At 39.5% G+C, this 21,485-nt stretch carries 15 protein-coding genes; 11 read left to right on the top strand and 4 right to left on the bottom strand.

Annotated features, from left to right (window positions below):
- Positions 1–2 precede the first annotated feature (2 nt).
- Together panC and panD are read right to left on the bottom strand one after the other, a co-directional pair.
- Positions 3–842 carry a pantoate--beta-alanine ligase gene (gene panC / locus LI162_RS02395; RefSeq protein WP_155203458.1) on the bottom strand — a complete coding sequence of 280 codons (840 nt, stop codon included), beginning with the start codon at positions 840–842 and terminating at the stop codon, positions 3–5.
- A gap of 94 nt (positions 843–936) precedes the next feature.
- Positions 937–1,329: an aspartate 1-decarboxylase gene (gene panD, locus LI162_RS02390; RefSeq protein ID WP_020437124.1), complete on the bottom strand. Its 393-nt coding sequence runs from the start codon at positions 1,327–1,329 to the stop codon at positions 937–939.
- A gap of 426 nt (positions 1,330–1,755) precedes the next feature.
- Here panD and LI162_RS02385 point away from each other — a divergent pair, with 426 nt between their 5' ends.
- From LI162_RS02385 to LI162_RS02375, 3 genes are read left to right on the top strand one after another with little or no spacing between them, the layout of a single operon-like run.
- Positions 1,756–2,595, top strand: coding sequence for an ABC transporter substrate-binding protein (locus tag LI162_RS02385; protein WP_331470782.1), 840 nt, complete (start codon positions 1,756–1,758; stop codon positions 2,593–2,595).
- Positions 2,582–4,774: an ATP-binding protein gene (locus tag LI162_RS02380; RefSeq protein WP_227155659.1), complete on the top strand. Its 2,193-nt coding sequence runs from the start codon at positions 2,582–2,584 to the stop codon at positions 4,772–4,774. Before LI162_RS02385 ends, LI162_RS02380 begins: the two co-directional genes overlap by 14 nt.
- Complete coding sequence (locus LI162_RS02375) at positions 4,767–6,266, top strand: HD-GYP domain-containing protein (RefSeq protein WP_227155653.1); 1,500 nt, start codon at positions 4,767–4,769, stop codon at positions 6,264–6,266. The genes LI162_RS02380 and LI162_RS02375 overlap by 8 nt, the downstream gene beginning before the upstream one ends.
- Positions 6,267–6,390: 124 nt before the next feature.
- Here LI162_RS02375 and LI162_RS02370 read toward each other — a convergent pair whose 3' ends face one another.
- The gene (locus tag LI162_RS02370) at positions 6,391–7,263 is read right to left on the bottom strand and encodes a YitT family protein (RefSeq protein WP_055171305.1); all 873 of its coding nucleotides are present in this window, start codon (positions 7,261–7,263) and stop codon (positions 6,391–6,393) included.
- Positions 7,264–7,545: 282 nt separating this feature from the next.
- On the opposite strand from LI162_RS02370, the gene LI162_RS02365 reads away from it, so the two are divergent.
- The 5 genes from LI162_RS02365 (at position 7,546) to LI162_RS02345 (ending at position 14,794) form a co-directional block, all read left to right on the top strand.
- On the top strand, positions 7,546–8,553 hold the full coding sequence (locus LI162_RS02365; RefSeq protein ID WP_227155651.1) for a LacI family DNA-binding transcriptional regulator: 1,008 nt from the start codon (positions 7,546–7,548) through the stop codon (positions 8,551–8,553).
- A gap of 202 nt (positions 8,554–8,755) precedes the next feature.
- Positions 8,756–10,444, top strand: a complete 1,689-nt coding sequence (locus tag LI162_RS02360; RefSeq protein WP_227155649.1) for a glycoside hydrolase family 13 protein — start codon at positions 8,756–8,758, stop codon at positions 10,442–10,444.
- Entirely contained in the window at positions 10,441–12,432 is a 1,992-nt protein-coding gene (locus LI162_RS02355) for a glycoside hydrolase family 31 protein (RefSeq protein WP_227155647.1), read from the top strand. The genes LI162_RS02360 and LI162_RS02355 overlap by 4 nt, the downstream gene beginning before the upstream one ends.
- Before the next feature lie 300 nt (positions 12,433–12,732).
- Entirely contained in the window at positions 12,733–14,127 is a 1,395-nt protein-coding gene (locus tag LI162_RS02350; protein ID WP_055157910.1) for an AAA family ATPase, read from the top strand.
- Positions 14,120–14,794, top strand: coding sequence for a hypothetical protein (locus LI162_RS02345; protein WP_330378676.1), 675 nt, complete (start codon positions 14,120–14,122; stop codon positions 14,792–14,794). The genes LI162_RS02350 and LI162_RS02345 overlap by 8 nt, the downstream gene beginning before the upstream one ends.
- 270 nt (positions 14,795–15,064) lie before the next feature.
- Here LI162_RS02345 and LI162_RS02340 read toward each other — a convergent pair whose 3' ends face one another.
- Entirely contained in the window at positions 15,065–16,468 is a 1,404-nt protein-coding gene (locus LI162_RS02340) for an alanine/glycine:cation symporter family protein (RefSeq protein WP_055157907.1), read from the bottom strand.
- Positions 16,469–16,695: 227 nt separating this feature from the next.
- On the opposite strand from LI162_RS02340, the gene LI162_RS02335 reads away from it, so the two are divergent.
- The 3 genes from LI162_RS02335 to LI162_RS02325 all read left to right on the top strand — a co-directional run bounded on the left by LI162_RS02335 (position 16,696) and on the right by LI162_RS02325 (position 21,485).
- On the top strand, positions 16,696–17,613 hold the full coding sequence (locus tag LI162_RS02335) for an AraC family transcriptional regulator (RefSeq protein ID WP_055157905.1): 918 nt from the start codon (positions 16,696–16,698) through the stop codon (positions 17,611–17,613).
- Between the two features lie 176 nt (positions 17,614–17,789).
- Entirely contained in the window at positions 17,790–19,208 is a 1,419-nt protein-coding gene (gene melB / locus LI162_RS02330; protein ID WP_055157902.1) for a melibiose:sodium transporter MelB, read from the top strand.
- A gap of 33 nt (positions 19,209–19,241) precedes the next feature.
- Entirely contained in the window at positions 19,242–21,485 is a 2,244-nt protein-coding gene (locus tag LI162_RS02325; protein WP_055157900.1) for an alpha-galactosidase, read from the top strand.

Raw genomic sequence — 21,485 nt, 5'->3', positions numbered from 1 at the left:
TGCTATACCTCGTAGCTAAAGTTGTCGATCAGTCTGGTTTTTCCGATGTAAACTGCCATGGCGACCAGAACGTCTTTTTCTACGATTTCTACCGGTTGCATATCCAGTGCATCTACCATAGATACATAATCAATCTTTGCCAGAGGTTCAGCTTCGATAATCTCGCGCATCTTTGTTAATACTTCTTCAGCTTTGCTTCCCTTACAGATCATATTCTGACCGGCTTTTACAGCTCTTGAAAGACAAAGTGCGGCTTTTCTTTCTTCTTCACTTAAATATGTATTTCTGGATGATTTCGCAAGTCCGTCTTCCTCACGGATGATAGGGCATCCTACGATCTGGATATCAAAATTCAGATCCTGTACCATTTTGCGGATGATTGCCAGCTGTTGTGCATCTTTCTGACCGAAATATGCCCTGTCCGGTGTTACAATGTTAAATAACTTAGAAACAACGGTGCATACACCTTTAAAATGGATTGGTCTTGTCTTACCGCACAGTGTATCTGATAATGTATCAATACTTACAAAGGCATGTGGATCATGGTACATATCCTCCGGTTCCGGATGAAAGATGACATCAGCTCCAAGGCTCTCGCAGAGTTCGCTGTCACGTTTGAAATCTCTCGGATATGCTTCCAGATCTTCTGTCGGTCCAAACTGTGTCGGGTTTACAAAATCAGATACAACAACGATGTCATTTTCTTCGCGACATCTCTTGATCAGACTTGCGTGTCCTTCGTGCAGGAATCCCATTGTCGGTACTAGACCGATTGTTTTTCCTTCTCTTTTCCAGTTTTTAATTAAATCTCTTGTTTCCTTTACTGTTTTTGTTACCTGCATGGTGTTCTCCTTTTAAAACTAAATTAGGAGATAGCCTCTTGTTCTGAATTCAACAAATTTCATTTTCATTTATAGGTTACAATCACTTTTGCAGTTATGCCATATCTTTCAGCAATCCGTGTTTCTCATAGTTTGTAACACGGCTGATCTTATTCTCATCATCTACAAAAACAACCTGTGGTTTATGTTCTTTGGCTTCTTCAGAATCATAATGTGCATAACACATGATAATAATCTTGTCACCAGTACTTACGCATCTTGCCGCAGCACCATTTAAGCAGATCATTCCGCTTCCGCGCTTGCCGCAGATCGTATAAGTTTCAAATCGGCTTCCGTTATTTACGTCCACGATCTGAACTTTCTCATATTCCATAATTCCTGCCGCTTCCAGCAGGTCTTCATCAACAGTAATACTTCCAACATAGTCAAGTTCGGCCTGTACTACTGTAGCACGATGAATCTTTCCTTTTAACATCTCAACTGTCATTTCTTATTGGTCTCCTTACAAAAAAAGCATTCGTCAAGGCATACTGGTCCCTGCAAATGCTTTTGCTATTCTTCGTATTCCCTGAGTCTTATTTTATGTCTTAAATAAATATAAGCTCGCTTTCCGCCATTTCCGGCGGGGTAACTGTTCAATATGAAATTGTTGTGATTCAGTCAGAGTATAGTTTTGTAGTATTCCAAATACTATCTCCGCAAGTATTATGACACCCTGTGAAAGGAATGTCAATATGGTTGCGCAATATGCGTTGTTGGTCGCACATCGTGTGAACAGTAACAGGTTTTTCTTGTGTACAGAATAATATCAAGATATAATAGAATCATATTTTGCAACTGTTCAGAGCCAAGCAAAATTTCATAAAACAGGTGTAAAATGTTTGCATTTTTGATTTCAAAAGGAAAAAAGTATATGACAATAAAGAAAGTGATAAATACAGGTCTTTTTCTGACTTGCCTGGTAATGTGTCTTTCCGGATGTGGAAAAACAGATCGAATATCTGACACAGCGGAACGCTCGGTTATAAAGCTTGGAAGCGACAGTTATCCCCCATATAATTATCTGAATGAAGACGGTGTACCGACGGGAATTGATGTTGAACTGGCAACGGAAGCGTTCGGGCGAATGGGTTATGACGTGGAAATTGTCAATATTGACTGGGAGAAGAAGCAAGAGCTGGTAGAGAACGGTGATATTGATTGTATTATGGGCTGCTTCTCCATGAAAGGACGATTGGATGATTATAAATGGGCCGGTCCGTATATGGTCAGTAACCAGGTGGTTGCAGTCAATGAGAACAGTGATATCTATACCCTGAGTGATTTGGAAGGAAAGACACTTGCCGTACAATCTACAACAAAACCGGAAGGAATTTTTCTGAAAAGAACAGACAGCAGGATTCCAAAGCTTGGTAATCTGATTAGCCTGGAACACAGGGAACTGATCTATACATTCCTTGGAAAGGGATATGCAGATGCAATAGGTGCACATGAGGAATCGGTTATACAGTATATGAAAGATTATGATGCGAAATTCCGAATTCTGGATGAACCACTTATGACAGTCGGAATCGGAGTCGCCTTCTCAAAAAATGAAACTCGGGATCTGCCGGAGAAACTGGAGCAGACTCTGGATGAAATGAGAGAGGACGGAACTTCCGCAAAAATCATAGGAAAATATCTTGATGACCCAGAAAAATATCTGGATGACCCAGAAAAATATCTGGAGGTGGACCAGCTTGAAGAAGAATAAAAAATCTGTCCCAACAGAAAAGAAATTCTGGATCATCAGTATAGCTGTTGGGATATGTCTTGTCGTGCTGTCTGTATGTTTTTTCAGCAATGTAGACAAAGAAAAGAAAGAGGCTGATCTTTTAGACACGGTAAATTATGTAAAAGTACAATGTTCCACATATACACATTATAATGAATCATCAGAATCCAAAAGTCTGCTTCGTGCCATTGAGGGAACCCGGCAGGTCAGCAAAAATATAGCCGCAGAAACAGAGAATGAAAAAACACTGGATGATCAGCTATTGAAAGAAAGTGCAGAGCAGTTATGGCTGACGGGAATCGTGGTTCTGGATACAGATGGAACTATAGTATGTGAATACAGTACGAACGAAAGTTTATTGCCGGAAATAAAAGAATGTGCAGAGAAAGAAATCGTACTGGATACAGCAATTTACGATGAAAAAGTGTATGCCAAGAGAATCAATCATAATGACGGGGCTTATATTGATATGGCTGCCTGCACAAGAAAGGATGCACCGGGAGTTGTAGTGACTTACTATTATACTTCCGCAGAGTATGCAACGAATTATACACTTACGATACAAAGTTTGTTGAATGGCTATCGGAAGGACCGGGATGGGACAATTATCGTAGCAGATGAAGGCGTGATCATTGCTTCAAACAATACCGGGCTGATCGGACAAAGCACAACAGACTATGAAGCAATCCAGAAGTTAAAAGATCATGCAGACAGTAAGCATATGATGGGCTTAACGATCAATGGAGTCCGGTATCACGGTGTTATGCTGAAGCAGAGAGACCATTACATCTATGCTTACGTTCCGGATTCAATCATATTTCAGACACTTCTGCAAAATGTGATCATGTGCCTGTTCATTTATCTGATTGTTGTAGCACTAATCTGGATGATTTATAGAAAATCACAGGAAAACATTCTCAAAATAGAAAAGGAAAAAGAACAGAAGTATCAAAAAAGCCTTCTGGAAGCAGCGGAAAAGGCTGATGCGGCGAACCGGGCGAAGACAGAATTCTTGCAGAGGATGAGCCATGATATCCGGACACCGATCAATGGAATCTGTGGAATGCTTGATGTGGGCGATTATTATCGTGATGATCTGTCGAGACAGACCGAATGTAGAGGAAAAATCCGTGAGGCTTCCAATATTCTCCAGGAACTGGTCAATGAAGTTCTTGATATGAGCAAACTGGAGTCAGGAGAAATTTATCTGGAAGAGAAACCATTTGATATTTATAAAGTTATTTCAGAAGTGGTGGATGTAGTTGGAAAAATGGCTGATGAAAGAGAAATCAAGGTGGAATATAAAACACCAGAGATCATTCATAAAGATCTTATAGGCAGCCCAATCCATCTGAAGCGTCTTCTGATGAATATCCTGAGTAATGCCGTAAAGTATAATAAAGATTATGGGAAGATTTATTTGAGTGCCAGAGAGATTCCTTCTGAACAGGACAAAATTGTAACTTTGGAGTTTAAGTGCCAGGATACGGGAATTGGTATGAGCGAGGAATTCCAAAAACATCTGTTTGAGCCATTTGCGCAGGAGCAGAAAGGCGGAGCATCCAAGTTTGGCGGTACCGGTCTGGGAATGCCGATCACAAAGAGTCTTGTGGAAAAAATGGGTGGAACAATCACCTTTATAAGTGAGCAGGGCGTAGGTACTACTTTTGTGATCACAATTCCATTTAAAATAAATGAAGATGTAGCGAGAGACGAAGAGAAGCAGGAGGAAGTAACGGCTTCCATCAGAGGATTAAACATTCTGCTCGTAGAAGACAATGAATTGAACATGGAGATCGCAGAATTCGTCATTCAAAGCGAAGGAGCTTCTGTGGTAAAGGCATGGAACGGTCAGGAGGCAGTGGAAGCTTTTGAGAAAAGTGCTTCCGGTGAATTCGACGCAATCCTCATGGATGTCATGATGCCGGTTATGAACGGATATGAGGCAACAAAGATGATCCGTTCAATGGACAGAAGTGATGCAAAGAAAATTCCGATCATCGCAATGACTGCGAACGCCTTTGTTGAGGACCGGATAAAGTCAAAAGAAGCGGGAATGAATGAGCATGTCTCAAAACCGATCGATATGAAACTATTATTGAAGATTATTGCTGAATTAGCAGGAAAAATAAAAATCGTGAGGATAAAGGATGAGTGAGAAACAAAAACTACTTATTGTAGATGATTCAGAACTTAACAGAGATATATTAAAGGAGATTCTTGGAATCAGATATGACTACATGGAAGCTGAAAATGGAACTCAGGCGATCCAGATTCTGGAAGTGCATCCGGAGATCGACCTGATACTTCTGGATATCAATATGCCGCAGATGAATGGATTCCAGGTGTTGGAACATATGAGGGAGTTACAGTGGATTGATGAAGTCCCGGTTGTCATGATTTCATCAGAAGAATCTGTCGAAATTATGCGAAAAGCGTATGATCTGGGGATCACAGACTATATCAGCCGACCGTTTGATGCAGTTATCGTAAAGAAAAGAGTCCAGAATACATTGGGACTTTATGCAAACCAGAAACGACTGATCAATGTGGTTGTAGATCAGGTCTATCAGAAAGAAGAAAACAACACGATTATGATTGGAATCCTGAGCAATGTATTGGGTTCTCATAACAGTGAAAGCAGCGAACATATATTACACATCCGTGTCGCAACGGAGATGCTGTTGAGAGAATTGATCAGGAAAACAGATGCGTATCATCTGACAGAAGCGGAGATTGCTCTGATCATAACAGCATCTTCCCTTCATGACATTGGAAAGGTCAGCATTCCGGAAGAAATCCTCAATAAACCAGGCAGACTGACAGATGAAGAATTCAAGATCATGAAAAGCCACAGTGAGATCGGAGCGTCTATGATCCGGAATATGGATTTTCCACAGGACAAGCCACTGGTACGCACTGCATGGGAAATCTGCCGGTGGCACCATGAACGATGGGACGGAAGAGGATATCCGGATGGACTAAAAGGGGAAGAAATACCAATCTCTGCGCAGATCGTGTCAATTGCTGATGTGTATGATGCGCTTACAAGTGTACGGTGCTATAAGAATGCATATGATCATGATACGGCAATCCAGATGATTCTGGAAGGTCAGTGCGGACAGTTTAATCCGCTTCTTCTGGAATGCCTGAAAGAGATCAGTCCTCAGTTGTCCAGAACATTTAAGAAAGAAAAGGATGATAACAGAGAGTATTATGAAGCGCAGAGGATCTCAGAAGAAATACTGAGGCAAAATGCATTGCCACGCAAGGATCATTCCCAGCGTGTTATTGAGATCATGCAGGAAAAGATAAAGTTCTTTAAGGAGAATAGCGGTAAGATTTCAATGGAGTATAATGCGATCTCAGGAAACCTGGTTTTGACAGACGGAGAATCGCAGAAAGAATATCAGAGAGATAATCTGGAATTTGATTTATATAGAGCATATGATATAAGCGAAGAGGATATTCAGCGCGTAAAAGATTCGCTGGATTCAGTATCAAGTAAAAACAAAGAAGTTTCAATAAAAGTAATGTTAAAAGTAAGAGGTAAAAGGCAGATGTGTGATCTGAAACTGCACACATTATGGTCATCACTGAAAACAGATGGATATATCGGAATTGTCGGGCAGTTGGATATTGTGAAGTAATGTCACAAAAATGGAAGACAAAATAAAAAGAGTCACAGTTATTCCCTGATGGAACAGGCTGCGACTCTTTTCTGTTCAGATATTCAAGCAGCTGCGTAAAGTGTTCTGTAGAGCTTCTTCCCGCCTAAAAGGATCTTACCTTTGGACGGTATCTCATATCAGACACTGTATACACTGTCACGAATGCTTCCGGATCCTTCTTGATAATATAATTCATCAGTTTCTGATATTCACTTTTGTCCACGATCGTAATGATCTCTCTGTGTTTCTGCATATTATATGCGCCTGTCGCCTCGTAGAATGTTGCTCCGCTATGCAGTTCATGCAAGATAAACTGACGGACTTCTTCTTCGTATTTTGTAATAATACATACACGCCGTTTCAGATTCTGGCCAAAGATAAAATGATCCAGCACAATACCATTAAAATAAGTTCCAAGCACACTTAAAACGACAGCTTTCTTGTCATAAATCAGAGCGGAAGAAAGTGCCACACACATGCCAGAGATGGACATTGCTTTTCCTAATTCTATGTGCAGATATTTATTCATGATCTTCGCTACGATATCCAGTCCGCCGGAAGATGCGTTCATGTTAAATAAAATACTGAGCCCGATACTTACGACCAGGATATAGCATATTACATCCAGTTCACTGCTGTTTGTCAGCGAGGTAAAATCCGGAAATATGTGTTCAAATACTGCAAGATACAACGGCAGCAGGATGCTGGTGTAAACCGTCTTTGCTCCGAACTCCTTTCCGCATGTCACAAAGCCTATCAGCAGTAGGACAACGTTCAATATCATTGTGATCGTTGATACATGCAACGGTATATAATGCGACATAACAATTGCCAGCGCGGATATACTGCTGATCGAGGTCATACTTGGAATCAAAAAGAAATATACGGCCGCGGCGATAATGCCCACTGCTATCGTCATGATGGCTGTTTCTTTCAACTTGTCGGATGTGAAAATCTGTTTCTCTTGTTTGTTCATTTATCATTCCCCATTTTTAGATACTTAGTATTCAGAAAAATCAGATACCAGTATTTATATTATATCTCTAATATATTCATGGAGACAATGGTTAATTTTATCAGTCGCAATTACAGTGGTCTTGCAGTTTGAAATTGCAAACCTTTATGTGACAAACCTAACTGCCTATGATATTATAAATTTGATATAAGCGAAAATGACTTTTGCAGAAACGAAAGTATCTGAGTACAAATAAGCAGGAAACAGTATTGTAAGAAAACAAGAACACAGGAGGAAGGTTTTATGATTCGGCTTCAGGATATTGCAGATATGGCAGGCGTCAGCCGCACCACGGTATCCAATGTTATAAATGGCAATACGAAAAGAGTTTCCCAGAAAACGATCGATAAAATCACGACTATTCTTAAAGAACAGAACTATGTTCCGAATATGGGGTCCATGATGCTTTCCGGACGTGGTTCCAGAATCATAGGTGTAGTACTCGGATTTACTTACGCTCATGGTATGCAGTCACTTCAGGATCCATTCGTGGGAGAACTGGTCGGAACGATTCAGATGGAAATGGAAGAAAATGGATATTATGTTATGCTTATTGGCGGTGAAAGCATTCAGAATGTAGTGGATATTGCCTCAAAATGGAATGTAGAGGGATTGATTATCCTGGGATACAATGAAGAGCAGTATCATAACCTTTCGCACAGATTAAACAAAAAAATGATTTTGATCGATGCTTATCCGAAGGGTGCTTATACATTCCAGAATGTTGGTATAGATGATTATTCAGGCGGGTATCAGATCGGAGAATACCTGTATTCCTGTGGATATAAGAAAGCATTGTTTGTTGCAGAAACAGAGCAGGACAGCGATTACTATCGGTGGATGGGATTCAAACAGGCGATGGAAAAACAAGGGGGATTCTGCAGTTGTTCCAGATATATAGTTATTCCGGGTAAAAGAAATCTTCGTCTCAGGAAATACAGAGAACTTCTTCCACGCTTTCTTGAAGCAAAAGCGCTGGCCTTTTCTTCAGATTATAATGCGATAGAAGCAATAAATTTCTTTTTTGACGAAGGAATCATGGTTCCGGAGCAGATTTCTGTTACAGGATATGATGACAGTGTTTACGCGAGCATGATTCGACCGAAACTGACAACAGTTCATCAGGATATTCCACAAAAAGCACATGTGGCGTTGGAACGTCTGATGAAATTGATTCAGGGAGAGACGCTGAACGAATTAAATATAAAAAACCCAGTCTATCTGGTAAAGAGGGATTCTGTCAAGGAATGACAGGATCCTTTTTTTTTGCATATATAGGCGAGCAGGTGCAATGACCTGTTTTTCTTTGTATAAACTGTATAAAAGCAGGAAATAAACTTTGTTACCTTTTGTAGTTTCACGAGAAACCTCTTGATACTGCAAGGATGAGGTGAGTATAATGAATGGTGTGGTTGCAGGAGCGGTCAAATAATTAGAAATGAGGAGACTTGGCATGGAGAAAAAATGGTGGAAAGAAAGTGTAGTATATCAGATATATCCTAAGAGTTTTAAAGACAGTAACGGTGATGGCGTGGGAGATATCAGAGGAATCATACAGAAACTCGATTACCTTAAAGAACTTGGGGTAAATGTGTTATGGATTTCTCCGATGCTGGAATCACCTCAGGACGATAATGGTTATGATATTTCTGATTACCGTAGAATTTATGAAGAATATGGAACTATGGAGGATTATGAAGAATTGTTGTGTGAAGCACACAAAAGATCCATCAGGATTCTGATGGATCTTGTAGTCAATCATACATCGGATGAACATAACTGGTTTATTGAAAGCCGCAAGTCAAAAGATAATCCATATCGTGATTATTATATCTGGAAAGACCCGGTAAACGGAAAAGAACCTAATAACTGGGGCGGAGCATTCGGCGGTTCTGCATGGGAATATGATCCGCAGACACAGATGTATTATCTGCATCTGTTTTCAAAAAAACAGCCGGATCTCAATTGGGAAAATGAAAAAGTACGCCAGGAAGTTTACGATATGATGAAATTCTGGTGTGAAAAAGGAATTGATGGTTTCCGTATGGATGTTATCAGTATGATTTCCAAAGATCAGAGATTTCCGGATGGAGAAATGAATAACGGACTTTATGGCGATTTTGGACCATATAGCGTACATGGTCCAAGAGTCCATGAATTTCTTCAGGAAATGAATCATGAAGTCCTTTCAAAATATGATATCATGACAGTTGGTGAAACAGCTGGAGTTACAATTGAAGAAGCACAGAAATATGCGGGTGAAGACAGAAATGAACTGAATATGGTATTCCAATTTGAGCATGTGGAGAGTGGATGCGGAGATTATGGAAAGTGGACAACTCAAAAATATGATTTTAAAGAGTTTAAAAACATCATGATCAAATGGCAGGAGAGACTCCAGGGTAAAGCATGGAACAGTTTGTTTTTAGGTAATCATGATCAACCGAGAAGCGTCAGCCGTTTTGGAAATGACAATCCGGTATACAGAGAAACATCCGCAAAAATGCTGGCTACCTGTATTCACATGATGCAGGGAACGCCATATGTATACCAGGGGGAAGAGCTTGGTATGACAAATGTTTATTTTGACAAACTGGAAGATTACCGTGATATTGAAAGTATTAATTACTTTGAAGAGTTTACGGAATCAGGTCTTATGACTCCGGAACACATGATGAAATGTCTGATGCTGAGAAGCCGCGACAATGCGAGAACTCCGATGCAGTGGGATGACAGCAAACAGGCCGGATTCACAGATGGTGAGCCGTGGATCAAAGTAAACCAAAACTACAAAAAGATCAATGCAGCACAGCAGCTTGAAGATCCGGATTCTATTTTCCATTACTATCAGAAACTGATCAGCTTGCGCAAAGAGAAAGACATTATTGTTTATGGCGAATTTGAACCGCTTTATCGTGAAGACGAGCAGATTTTTGCTTACACAAGAAAACAGGATCAGGAAAAACTTCTGACTGTCTGCAACTTCAGCGACAAGAATGCAGAAGTAGAAGTGCCGGAAGAATTCAAAGGCGCAGAGTGTCTGATCACAAACCTTGGAAGAAAAGAATTCGACGGAAAAATTATTCTGAACCCATATGAAGCATTTGTATTATATTATAAACACCAGGTGACAGAGAAATGATTAGAAAATATAGATATGGAACTCCATTTAATACGGAGGCACTGACTGAAAAAATTGAAACAACTGAGGGCGTTCTCCCATATGGAGAGGTCAGTCAGGAGGAAGGATTTGTTTTTACTTATATCATGGATGAAGATGACATTGTCTATGGTCTGGGTGAAGCCAATCGTGGAATCAACAAGAGAGGGTATTGTTATATCAGTAATTGCACAGATGATCCGGTACATACAGAGGACAAGCGTTCTTTATACGGAGCCCACAACTTTATTATTGTGAGTGGAAAGACTACGTTTGGATTGTTTTTTGACTATCCGTCGAAACTGACCTTTGATATCGGATATGACAGAGAGGATACACTCAGGGTATCCTGCGAAAATGCTGATCTGGATATCTACGTGCTTGAAGGTGAGAATGCTTATGATATCGTAAAACAGTTCCGTCACGTAATCGGACGCAGCTATATCCCGCCGAAGTTTGCTTTTGGTTTCGGACAGAGCCGCTGGGGGTATACGACGAAAGAAGATTTCCGTACTGTTGCAAAAGGATATCGGGAGAATCATATCCCAATCGACATGATTTACATGGATATTGACTATATGCAGTCATTCAAAGATTTCACAGTGAATGAAGAAAATTTCCCGGATTTTCCAGAATTTGTGCAGGAAATGGATGACCAGGATATTCGCCTGATTCCGATCATTGATGCCGGTGTCAAGGTTGAGCCGGGATATGAGATTTACGAGGAAGGTGTCAAAAACAACTATTTCTGCAAGAGAGAAGACGGAAGTGATTTTGTTGCAGCTGTATGGCCGGGAGATACCCATTTTCCGGATATGCTGAATCCGGAAGCCAGAAAATGGTTCGGGGACAAATATCGTTTTCTGATCGAACAGGGAATAGAAGGTTTCTGGAATGATATGAACGAGCCTGCGATCTTTTATTCTTCCGAAGGCCTTGCAGAGGCAAGAGAACTTGCCGGAGAGTTTGCAAAGGATACCGAAGGCAAGACCCATCCCTGGGAAATGCAGGACAAGATGCTCAGTATTGCAAATAATCCGGAAGATTACAAAAGATTTTATCACAATGTCGATGGCAAAAAGATCCGTCATGACAAAGTACATAATCTTTTTGGCTACAATATGACAAGAGCAGCAGGAGAAGCTTTTGAACGCATTGACCCGGAAAAACGTTTTCTGATGTTTTCCAGATCTTCTTATATCGGAATGCACCGTTATGGCGGAATCTGGACAGGCGATAATAAATCCTGGTGGTCGCATATCCTTCTTAACCTGAAGATGCTGCCGTCTCTGAATATGTGCGGTTTCCTGTATACAGGTGCTGACCTTGGAGGATTTGGCAGTGATACGACAAGAGAACTGTTGCTTCGTTTTCTTGCACTTGGTGTATTCACACCACTGATGCGTAATCATTCAGCAACGGGAACAAGAGAGCAGGAATGTTATCAATTTGAAAAAATCGAGGATTTCCGCGCTGTCATTAATACAAGATATCGTCTTGTGCCGTATCTGTACAGTGAGTACATGAAAGCTGTGCTGAATGATGACATGTATTTCAAACCACTTGGGTTTGTTTATCCGGATGACAAGAGAGCAATCAGGATAGAGGATCAGCTGATGCTTGGAAACGAGATCATGATCGCTCCGGTCTACGAGCAGAACGCAAGAGGCCGTTATGTTTATCTGCCGGAAGAAATGAAATTTATCAAGTTCCTGCCGGACGGAAGCATTTCTGAAGAGGTTCTCGCAAAAGGTATTCATTATGTAGATGTGGCACTAAATGAAGTACCGCTCTTCATTCGAAGTGGTAAATGCATCCCGGTTGCAGAAGCAGCAGAGTGTGTGAAAGATATTGATACCGAACATCTGCAGCTTATCGGATATAAAAACAGCAGTTATACGATGTATGAGGATGATGGAATCCACAAGGATTACGATAAGGAAGAGAATTATCGGGTATTCACAAATTAACTTTTGACAAAGATTAGCAAGAAAAAATATGTAAACGGTAGGGTAGAATATAAGTACCGTGATGAAAAAGGATGGTCAAATAAGTGGCCATCCTTTAAAATTGCACTGTTTTCTCATTATCATTGAACGAAAAATAACTAAAAGAAAAACACTATTAACGATCGATATAACAAATAAAATCGCGGAAAACGAATAAAAAATTCGGAAACGAAGAAAAATATTGAAGAAATTAATGATTTATGATATCGTTATAGTCATAACGTATAGTGTGGCAGGATAGTTGTAAGGAGAAGAATAAAGATGAAAAGACCGATTGTTCGTTTGTCATCATTACAATTGACAAATATTAAAAATGTAAAAAATGGAACTATATATATGCCGAATACCGTAAACAAAATATTATCAGCGGACAAAGCAGAAATACTGGGGATTTACGGACAAAATGGTTCAGGAAAAACAGCGATCGTGGATGCCTTATATTTTTTACAAAAAGTAATGGTGGGAGCCGATTTGGATCAGTCATTAGAAGATTACATGACTATAGATTCTGATACTGCTGAAATTTTTGCAGATTTCAATATTTTTATGGATGGTATTGTGTTTGAAATAGGGTACACATTAAGCCTTAGCAGAGAAGAAAAAGAGATTGTTATTAATCGGGAAATATTGAGATCCGCAAAGAATGAAAATGGAATCAGAACAAATAAGACTATATTCATGGATTATCAAAGAGATCAAACGGATGTTATTTTTAAACCACAGAAAAGACTGGATGAAATTCTGGAAGCCAATAAAGAAATAAAAACAGATTTAATTGTAGCACGCAAAATGGCAGAGAAAAGTAACTGTTCTTATATTTTTGGTGAAAGCAGTCGGGAAATATTCTGTAGAGAATATAAAAATGGATTTCAACAGTTTTCAGTTATTATATCTTCTTTGTTTGAATTTGCTTTGAAAGATCTATTTGTGATTCGCAATACACATTCAGGAGTGATTTCTGCTAATTTTGTTTTGCCGATGGCTTTTCGGATTGAAAATGATAATATCGGAGCAAAAGGAGATTTTGCAGTTCCTTTGACAGAACCAATCCTGGTGGATGAAGAAAGAAAAAATCTGTTAGAGACAATTGTTGAACAGATTAATATTGTGTTATACACAATCATTCCGGGATTGCAGGTAACGATTAAAAATTATGGGAAACAATCATTGGATAATGGAGAAGAAGGATGGAAACTGGAATTAATGTCAAAGAGAGAGGGCATGAAAGAGATTCCAATCAGAATGGAATCTGAGGGAATTATTAAAATTATTTCCATTCTAAATGCACTCATACAGGCATTTGGAAATCCTTCGATTTGTTTGGTGATTGATGAACTTGATTCCGGAATTTTTGAATACATGTTGGGGGAGTTGCTTGATATTTTCAAAAAGAGTGCAAAAGGACAATTGCTCTTTACTTCCCATAATCTTAGGGCACTTGAAATGATTGATAAAGAAAGCATTATGTTCTCTACTACGAATCCAGATAATCGTTATATCCATATGAAGAACGTAAGAGAAAGCAACAACCTTCGCAATATGTATATCAGAAGCATTACATTGGGCGGTCAATCAGAACAAATTTATGAAGAAACCGATAGTTTGAAAATTGCCAGAGCATTTAGAAAAGCAGGACGGGGTGTTCGTAGTGAATGAGAAAAAAGTAATTGCGGTTATTGTAGAAGGACCGAGTGACGAGGCCGCATTGGGATCCATTTTAAAAGAATATTTTTCGAGTGAAGAGATTCAGTTTGTAGTAGTTCATGGAGATATCACGACAAAGGATTATACATCAGCTGACAATATACTTTCCAAGATTAACAACTTAATTGAATCAGTAAAACAAAAATATGGATACAGGATAGAGGACTTTTTAAAAATCATACACATTGTTGATATGGATGGAGCTTTTTGCAATGATGTAATTGTGAAAAAGGATATTGAGGGAGTCAGATATTATTTGGACCATATAGAAACGAAATATCCAGATTATTTAATCCGAAAGCATACTCAAAAAGCAGAGATATTATCAAAACTATATTCTTCCGGGAAAATCAATGGTGTCAGCTATAGAATCTATTTTAATTCTTGCAATTTGGAGCATGTTCTTTTCGATGAATTGAAAGATTTTACAGATGAAGAAAAAGCAGATATGGCTGATGATTTTGCGGAAAAGTATGAAGGTAAGGTAGAGGATTTTGTTGAATTTATTTCTCAAGAGGATTTAATTGCACCAGGAACCTTTAAACAAACCTGGCGATTTATAGAAAAGGAAAAACATTCTTTAGAAAGATTCACGAATATGCATTTGATGTTTAAGTAATAACATCTATCTGTATGTTCCTGCTTTTTATCTGGTAGCATGAGCATAGCAAGAGCCACTAATTGTTTACAAGTCTAACAAGAGATGGAAGTAGAACAGCGTTTAGAACGAATGATTTATTTGGCGGATGAACGAGAAGTCTCGCAAGAGGCAGAACCCCAATCTGCCTCTTGTGAGAAAATACCCGTTTCACCTCTTGGATTAGTATTTAATTAATGCAAATCCAAGAGGTTTATTTATGCTTTTGGAGAGTGTAAACTCATACAATCTTTATCTCCAGAAATCTGTTTTTTGACGAAGATCGATGTCTGCACTTTTAAAAACCGGGTTGATTCCCTGTTTTAACTGTGCTTCATAATCTTGAATCGCTTTAAATGCAATCCCTGATAAAATCAGGATAACCGGAATGTTAATGAGCGCCATAACCCCCATCAGTACATCGGAAAGATCCCACAAAAGAGACATCTCCATTCCTGCGCCCAGAAAGATTACAAGTGCCGATACCAGTCTGAAGCCTTTCATAAAAGCTTTTTCCGGCTGTTTTTTGTGAATGTAGATTAAAAGATTGTCACAATAGAAACAGTTTCCGAGCAGAGTTGTAAATGCAAAAAATACCATTGCAACTGTGATAAAGATCGGCCCGAAAGAACCAAGTGATTCCTGAAGAGATGCCTGCACCCATGGTGCTCCCTGCAATTCTTTTGCCGGATCGATCCCGGATGACATACACATCATTGCTGTTGCTGTACAAAGCAACAAAGTATCAATAAATACGGATAACATCTGTACCAGCCCCTGTTTTACCGGATGGCTGACATTTGCCGAAGCCGATGCATTCGGAGCGGAACCGATACCTGCCTCATTGGAATAGAGTCCCCGGCGGATTCCCTGCATCATGGCTGAACCGGAAAATGCTCCGAAAATTGCTTTGAAATCAAATGCTTCTTCAAAAATGCGCACGAACATTGCCGGCACGTTCTGAATATTGATAATTACTACCAGAAGTGAAATTCCGATATACGCAATCCCCATTACCGGCACAACCATTGAAGTTACTTTTACGATACGTGATCCGCCGCCAAGCAGACACCATCCTGTCAGCACTGCCAAAATCCCACCGATAATCCAGGGACTCATCTTTGCCTCATAAAAAGAAAATACTGAAAATGTAGACTGCAGATTATAAGATGCCAGCATATTAAATCCAAATGCGTAGGTTAAAATCATTGCAACGCAGAAAACAATTGCCAGCGGGCGACAATGAAGTGCCGCTTCAATATAGTAAGCCGGTCCTCCATAACAGCTTCCGTCTTTTCCTTTTTTCTTATAAATCTGTGCCAATGTACTCTCGATCAGTGCAGATGCACTTCCGATGATCGCAATCACCCACATCCAGAATACAGAACCAAATCCACCTATACAAATCGCCGATGAAACCCCGACAATATTTCCCGTTCCCACACGGGATGCTGTTGAAACCATAAGTGCCTGAAAAGAGGAAATTGCCCCTTTATCCTCCGGCTTTTCCATCACGGATCCACAAGCATTCTTAAATAATCTTACCTGCGGAAATCTTGTGCGGACTGTAAAATAGACTCCCGCACCAATCAGTAGAATGACCAGCAGCTTGCTGTACATAAAAGAACTGATTGTACCAATAATTGTTTGAAACATACCTTCTTTCCTTTCCCTGTTTGTTGTCAATATATTAACGGAAAGAAGATGGATTTGCAAGTTTTTTTACATTTTAGTACTTGGTTTGAAAACTGATGGAAGAATAACACGATACTGTGATAGAATAAGAAAAATGGTTAAACGAACTATTGTTGAATGAGTAACAGCAAAAGTAAGCATGACTGGAAAGTGCTTGTGATCTTAGGGATTAAGAGAGGATACAGATTATGGAAGATTCTTACGTATTACAACTATTAAAACCAAAGTTTAAAGATTTTCATTTGTGTTTCTGCGGATTTGCAGAATGTAAGCCATTACATAGCTATGGACCGGCCGCAAGACCCAATTATATTTTGCATTATGTAATGAAGGGCAAAGGTATCTATCAGGTTGGTGAAACGAAGTATCAGCTGAAAGAAGGGCAGGCCTTTCTGATCGAGCCGGAAAGCCTTACCTTTTATCAGGCAGATAAAACGGACCCATGGTCTTACCTTTGGGTAGGATTTGGTGGTACGGAGGCACAGAGATTTGTCAGAGATCTCGGACTGAACAGTCGTCAGCTTACATGCGAGTGTGAATATGGAGAAGAACTGAAAGAAATTGTATTTGAAATGCTTCATCATACGAGTTCAACTGCAGAAAATCTTTATTATCTCCAGGGAAAGCTCTATCAGTTTTTCTCAGTACTGGCTCGTGGGATTGAAATTCAGCAATATTCGAATGATACAAAAGAAAGCATACATGTGCAGGAAGCAATTGCCTATATAAAGAATTACTATTCACAGAAAATCACAGTGGAAGATATAGCAAATTATTTGGCACTAAATCGAAGCTATTTATATACAATATTTATGAACAGTCTTGGAATCTCTCCGAAAGATTTTTTGACGGAATTTCGAATTTCCAGAGGAAAGGAGCAGCTCGCACTTACAGATCTGTCTGTGGAGGAGATTGCAGTTTCCTGTGGCTATCGTAACTCCCTTGCTTTCGGTAAAATATTCAAGCAGAAAGTGGGAATAACGCCGACCCAATATCGTAATGACAACAGAAAGGATGCCCGAGAACGATTGATCCGTGCACAAAATGAACTGAAAGAATATAAGAAGCATAAAACAATTTATGTAGGAAACATCGAAAAAGAATAGATAAAATGTTAAAAAAAGCATCTGATACCTAACATTTGAGATATAACTCTTAACAAAAAGGTATAACGGATGCTTTTTTTGTACGCTATACTTGTATCAACAGACATAAGGAACAAGTGCACAGGTTTCTTCACTTAAACAACAAATAAACAAATGAGTGTTAGAGGAGGAGAATCATGGGAAATCAAAAAGAAACTCAGAAAAATCCGCAATATAAATATGCGTCTACAAGAGAAAAATTATGTTTTGGAATTGGGGCAATCGGTAAAGATGCAATTTGCAATTTAGTAGGAGCATTTTTAATGCTTTATTTTACAGATACATTGTATCTGGCACCGGCATTTGTCGGCGTACTGTTTTTTGTGGCAAGAATATGGGATGCGATCAATGACCCGATGATGGGAATGATTGTTGACAATACACATACACGTTTTGGTAAATTCAGAATCTGGCTTGTAATCGGAACATTGGTAAATTCAGTTGTATTTGTTTTGTTATTCCACAGTTTTAATCTGTCAGGAACAGCATTGTACGTATATGTATCCGTTATGTATATCTTATATGGAATGACTTATACGATCATGGATGTCCCTTACTGGTCATGGCTTCCGAACTTGACAAATGACCCGCACGAACGTGAGAAAGTATCCGTAATTCCAAGATTTTTCGCAAGTCTTGCAGGATTTTCAGTAGCAACATTTGGGCTTTATATTATCAACTACCTGAACAAAGTTGCAGGCGAGAGCAATCTCTACGCAGAAAAAGGATATACACTTTTCGCAATCATTATCGCAGTTATTTTCATCGTTACAATCGGCATTACTGTATTTAATGTAAAAGAGGAATCAACATTAGGTATATCAGCAGAAAAGACAAGTCTGAAACAGGCATTTCAGGTAATTGTAAAAAATGATCAGCTGCTTGCATTTATCGGATTACTTTTGACATTTAACCTTTGTACACAGATTGCAAAAAGCTTTGCTGTATATTATTTCAAATGTGTATGCCATGATGAATATCTGTATTCTATTTTTGGACTTGCGATTATTGCTGAGATGGCAGGACTTTTATGCTTCCCGAAAATCGCAGAAAAAATTAGCCGTGAAAAAGTATACGCATTTGCATGCGGACTTCCGATTGTTGGATTTGTACTGCTCGGTGCAGCAGGATATGTAGTACCACAGAGCAAGGTGTTAGTTATTGTATGTTGTGCATTACTTTTCTTCGGCTCAGGTCTTTCACTTGGAGTAACAACATGCTGTATGGCAGATGTTATCGACTATGGAGAAGTGAAATTTGGTGTACGAAATGAAAGTGTAACATGCTCTGCACAGACATTCCTTATGAAGGCAGCTATGGCAGCAGCAGGTGGATTAACAGGAATTGGTCTTCAGATTGTAGGATACAACGCAAAAGCGGTAACGCAGAGCGCAGCAACAGTAATGGGGATTCGCGTGTTAATGATTGTAATTCCAATCATTCTTGCATTTGCCAGCTTTGGTATTTACAAAAAATACTACACTTTAAAAGGTGAGAAGATGGAAGAAATCACAAGAAAAGTAAATGAAATGCATGCGAAAAAGCAGACAGCTTAAGAGTCAACAATTCAATTATAAAAGGGGTAGTATATGAGACAGATTATTTTTCACGAGGAAACGAAAACTTTCCATTTATACAATGAAAAAATCAGTTATATCTTATGTGTATTAGAAAATGGACATCTGGGACAATTATATTTTGGAAAACGACTTCATGATAAAGCAGATTTTTCTTATCTGGTTGAAAAATGTGGACGCCCAATGACATCATATATATATGAATGGGATCGTACTTTTTCATTGGAACATATCCGACAGGAATATCCGGTTTACGGTACGACAGATTACAGACATCCGGCAATTGAATTGTTGCAGGAAAATGGCAGCAGAATCAGTGAGTTCCAATATGAAAGCTATGAGATTATTGCCGGAAAACCGAAACTCTCCGGATTGCCGGCAACTTACACAGAGTCCGAGGAGGAAGCGCAGACATTGCGCATCTTCCTGAAAGACGCTTTGACTGGTGCAAAACTGGCGCTTTTATATACGATTTTTGATGAATATAGTGCAATTGCAAGAAGTGCTTATATTGAAAATGCCGGTGAGAAAAATCTGCATGTATTAAATATGATGAGCTTAAGCCTGGATCTTCCGGATAAGGATTATGAATGGATGCAGTTGTCCGGTGCGTGGTCCAGAGAGCGCTATATAAAGAATCGAACATTGGAGCAGGGCATAACAGCTATCGACAGCATGCGCGGAAATTCTTCTCACGAACATAATCCGTTCCTTGCTTTAAAACGTCACAACACAGATGAAAATGCAGGAGAAGCAATTGGAATAAGCCTTGTATACAGTGGAAATTTCCGTATGCAGGCAGAGGTAGATACACATGATGTGACACGAATTACAGCCGGGATCAATCCGGAAGGATTCGATTGGAAATTAGAACCGGGAGAAAGCTTTCAGACACCGGAAGCAGTTCTGGTTTACAGTGAAAATGGATTAAATGGCATGAGTCAGACGTTCCAGAAGTTGTATGCTAAGAGACTCGCAAGAGGGTACTGGCGTGATAAGGCAAGACCGATTTTAAATAACAACTGGGAAGCAACTTATTTTGACTTTACAGAAGATCGCCTTGTAGAGATTGCAAGGAAAGCAAAAGAATGTGGAGTAGAACTGTTTGTTTTAGATGACGGATGGTTTGGCGCAAGAAGAAATGACAGAGCTGGTCTTGGTGATTGGGTGGAAAATGAAGAGCTTCTGCCAAATGGCATCAAAGGCCTGTCAGAAAGAATTGAAGCACTTGGATTAAAATTCGGTCTTTGGTTTGAGCCGGAGATGGTAAATAAAGACTCTGATCTTTATCGAGCACATCCGGACTGGATCTTACAGACACCGGGAAGAAATACATCACACGGCAGATACCAGTATGTACTCGATTTTGCAAGAAAAGAAGTAGTAGATCATATTTACGGAATGATGGCAAAGTTATTATCGGAGTCGAAAATCTCATATATTAAATGGGATATGAACCGAAGCATTACAGAATGCTACAGCAGCAAACTTCCTTCAGACAGACAGGGAGAAGTGTTCCATCGTTATATTTTAGGTGTATATGATCTGTATGAACGTTTGACAAATGAGTTTCCAGAAGTATTATTCGAATCCTGCGCCAGCGGTGGCGGAAGATTTGACCCGGGAATGCTGTATTATGCACCACAGGGATGGACAAGTGATGATTCGGATGCAATTGAGCGTCTGAAGATTCAGTATGGAACTTCTATGTGTTATCCGCTCAGCAGTATGGGAAGCCATGTGTCTGTTGTCCCGAATCACCAGGTATTTCGCAATACCCCATTACATACAAGGGCGAATGTAGCATACTTTGGAACTTTTGGATATGAACTGGATCTCAACAAACTGACAGAAGAAGAGATCAAAGAAGTAAAAGAACAGATCACATTTATGAAAGAATACCGAGAAGTGTTACAGTTTGGAACATTTTATCGTCTGAAAAGTCCATTCGAAGGAAATGAGACGGTATGGATGGTGACAAATGAAGACCGCACGCTTGCAATCGTAGGATACTATCGTGTTTTAAATGGAGTGAATCAGCCGTATAGCCGTGTCAGATTACAGGGATTGAACCCGGATATGGTTTATGAAAATGTATGGAACCATACAGAAAATTACGGAGATGAATTAATGAATTATGGATTGATCACATCCGATGTGACAGCTGGTGAAGTGCCTGGGAATGTGACTCCTTGTACCGATTTTGAATCTAGAATATATATGCTGAAAGGCAAAAAAGTTCAGGAGGGAAGATAG

Origin of the sequence: Mediterraneibacter sp. 210702-DFI.3.120 (assembly GCF_020561005.1) — a bacterium.
In the GTDB taxonomy this organism is placed as follows: Bacteria; Bacillota; Clostridia; order Lachnospirales; family Lachnospiraceae; genus Mediterraneibacter; species Mediterraneibacter faecis.
Note: the sequence above shows the minus strand (reverse complement) of the source record. Positions and strands in the feature narration are given on the sequence as shown.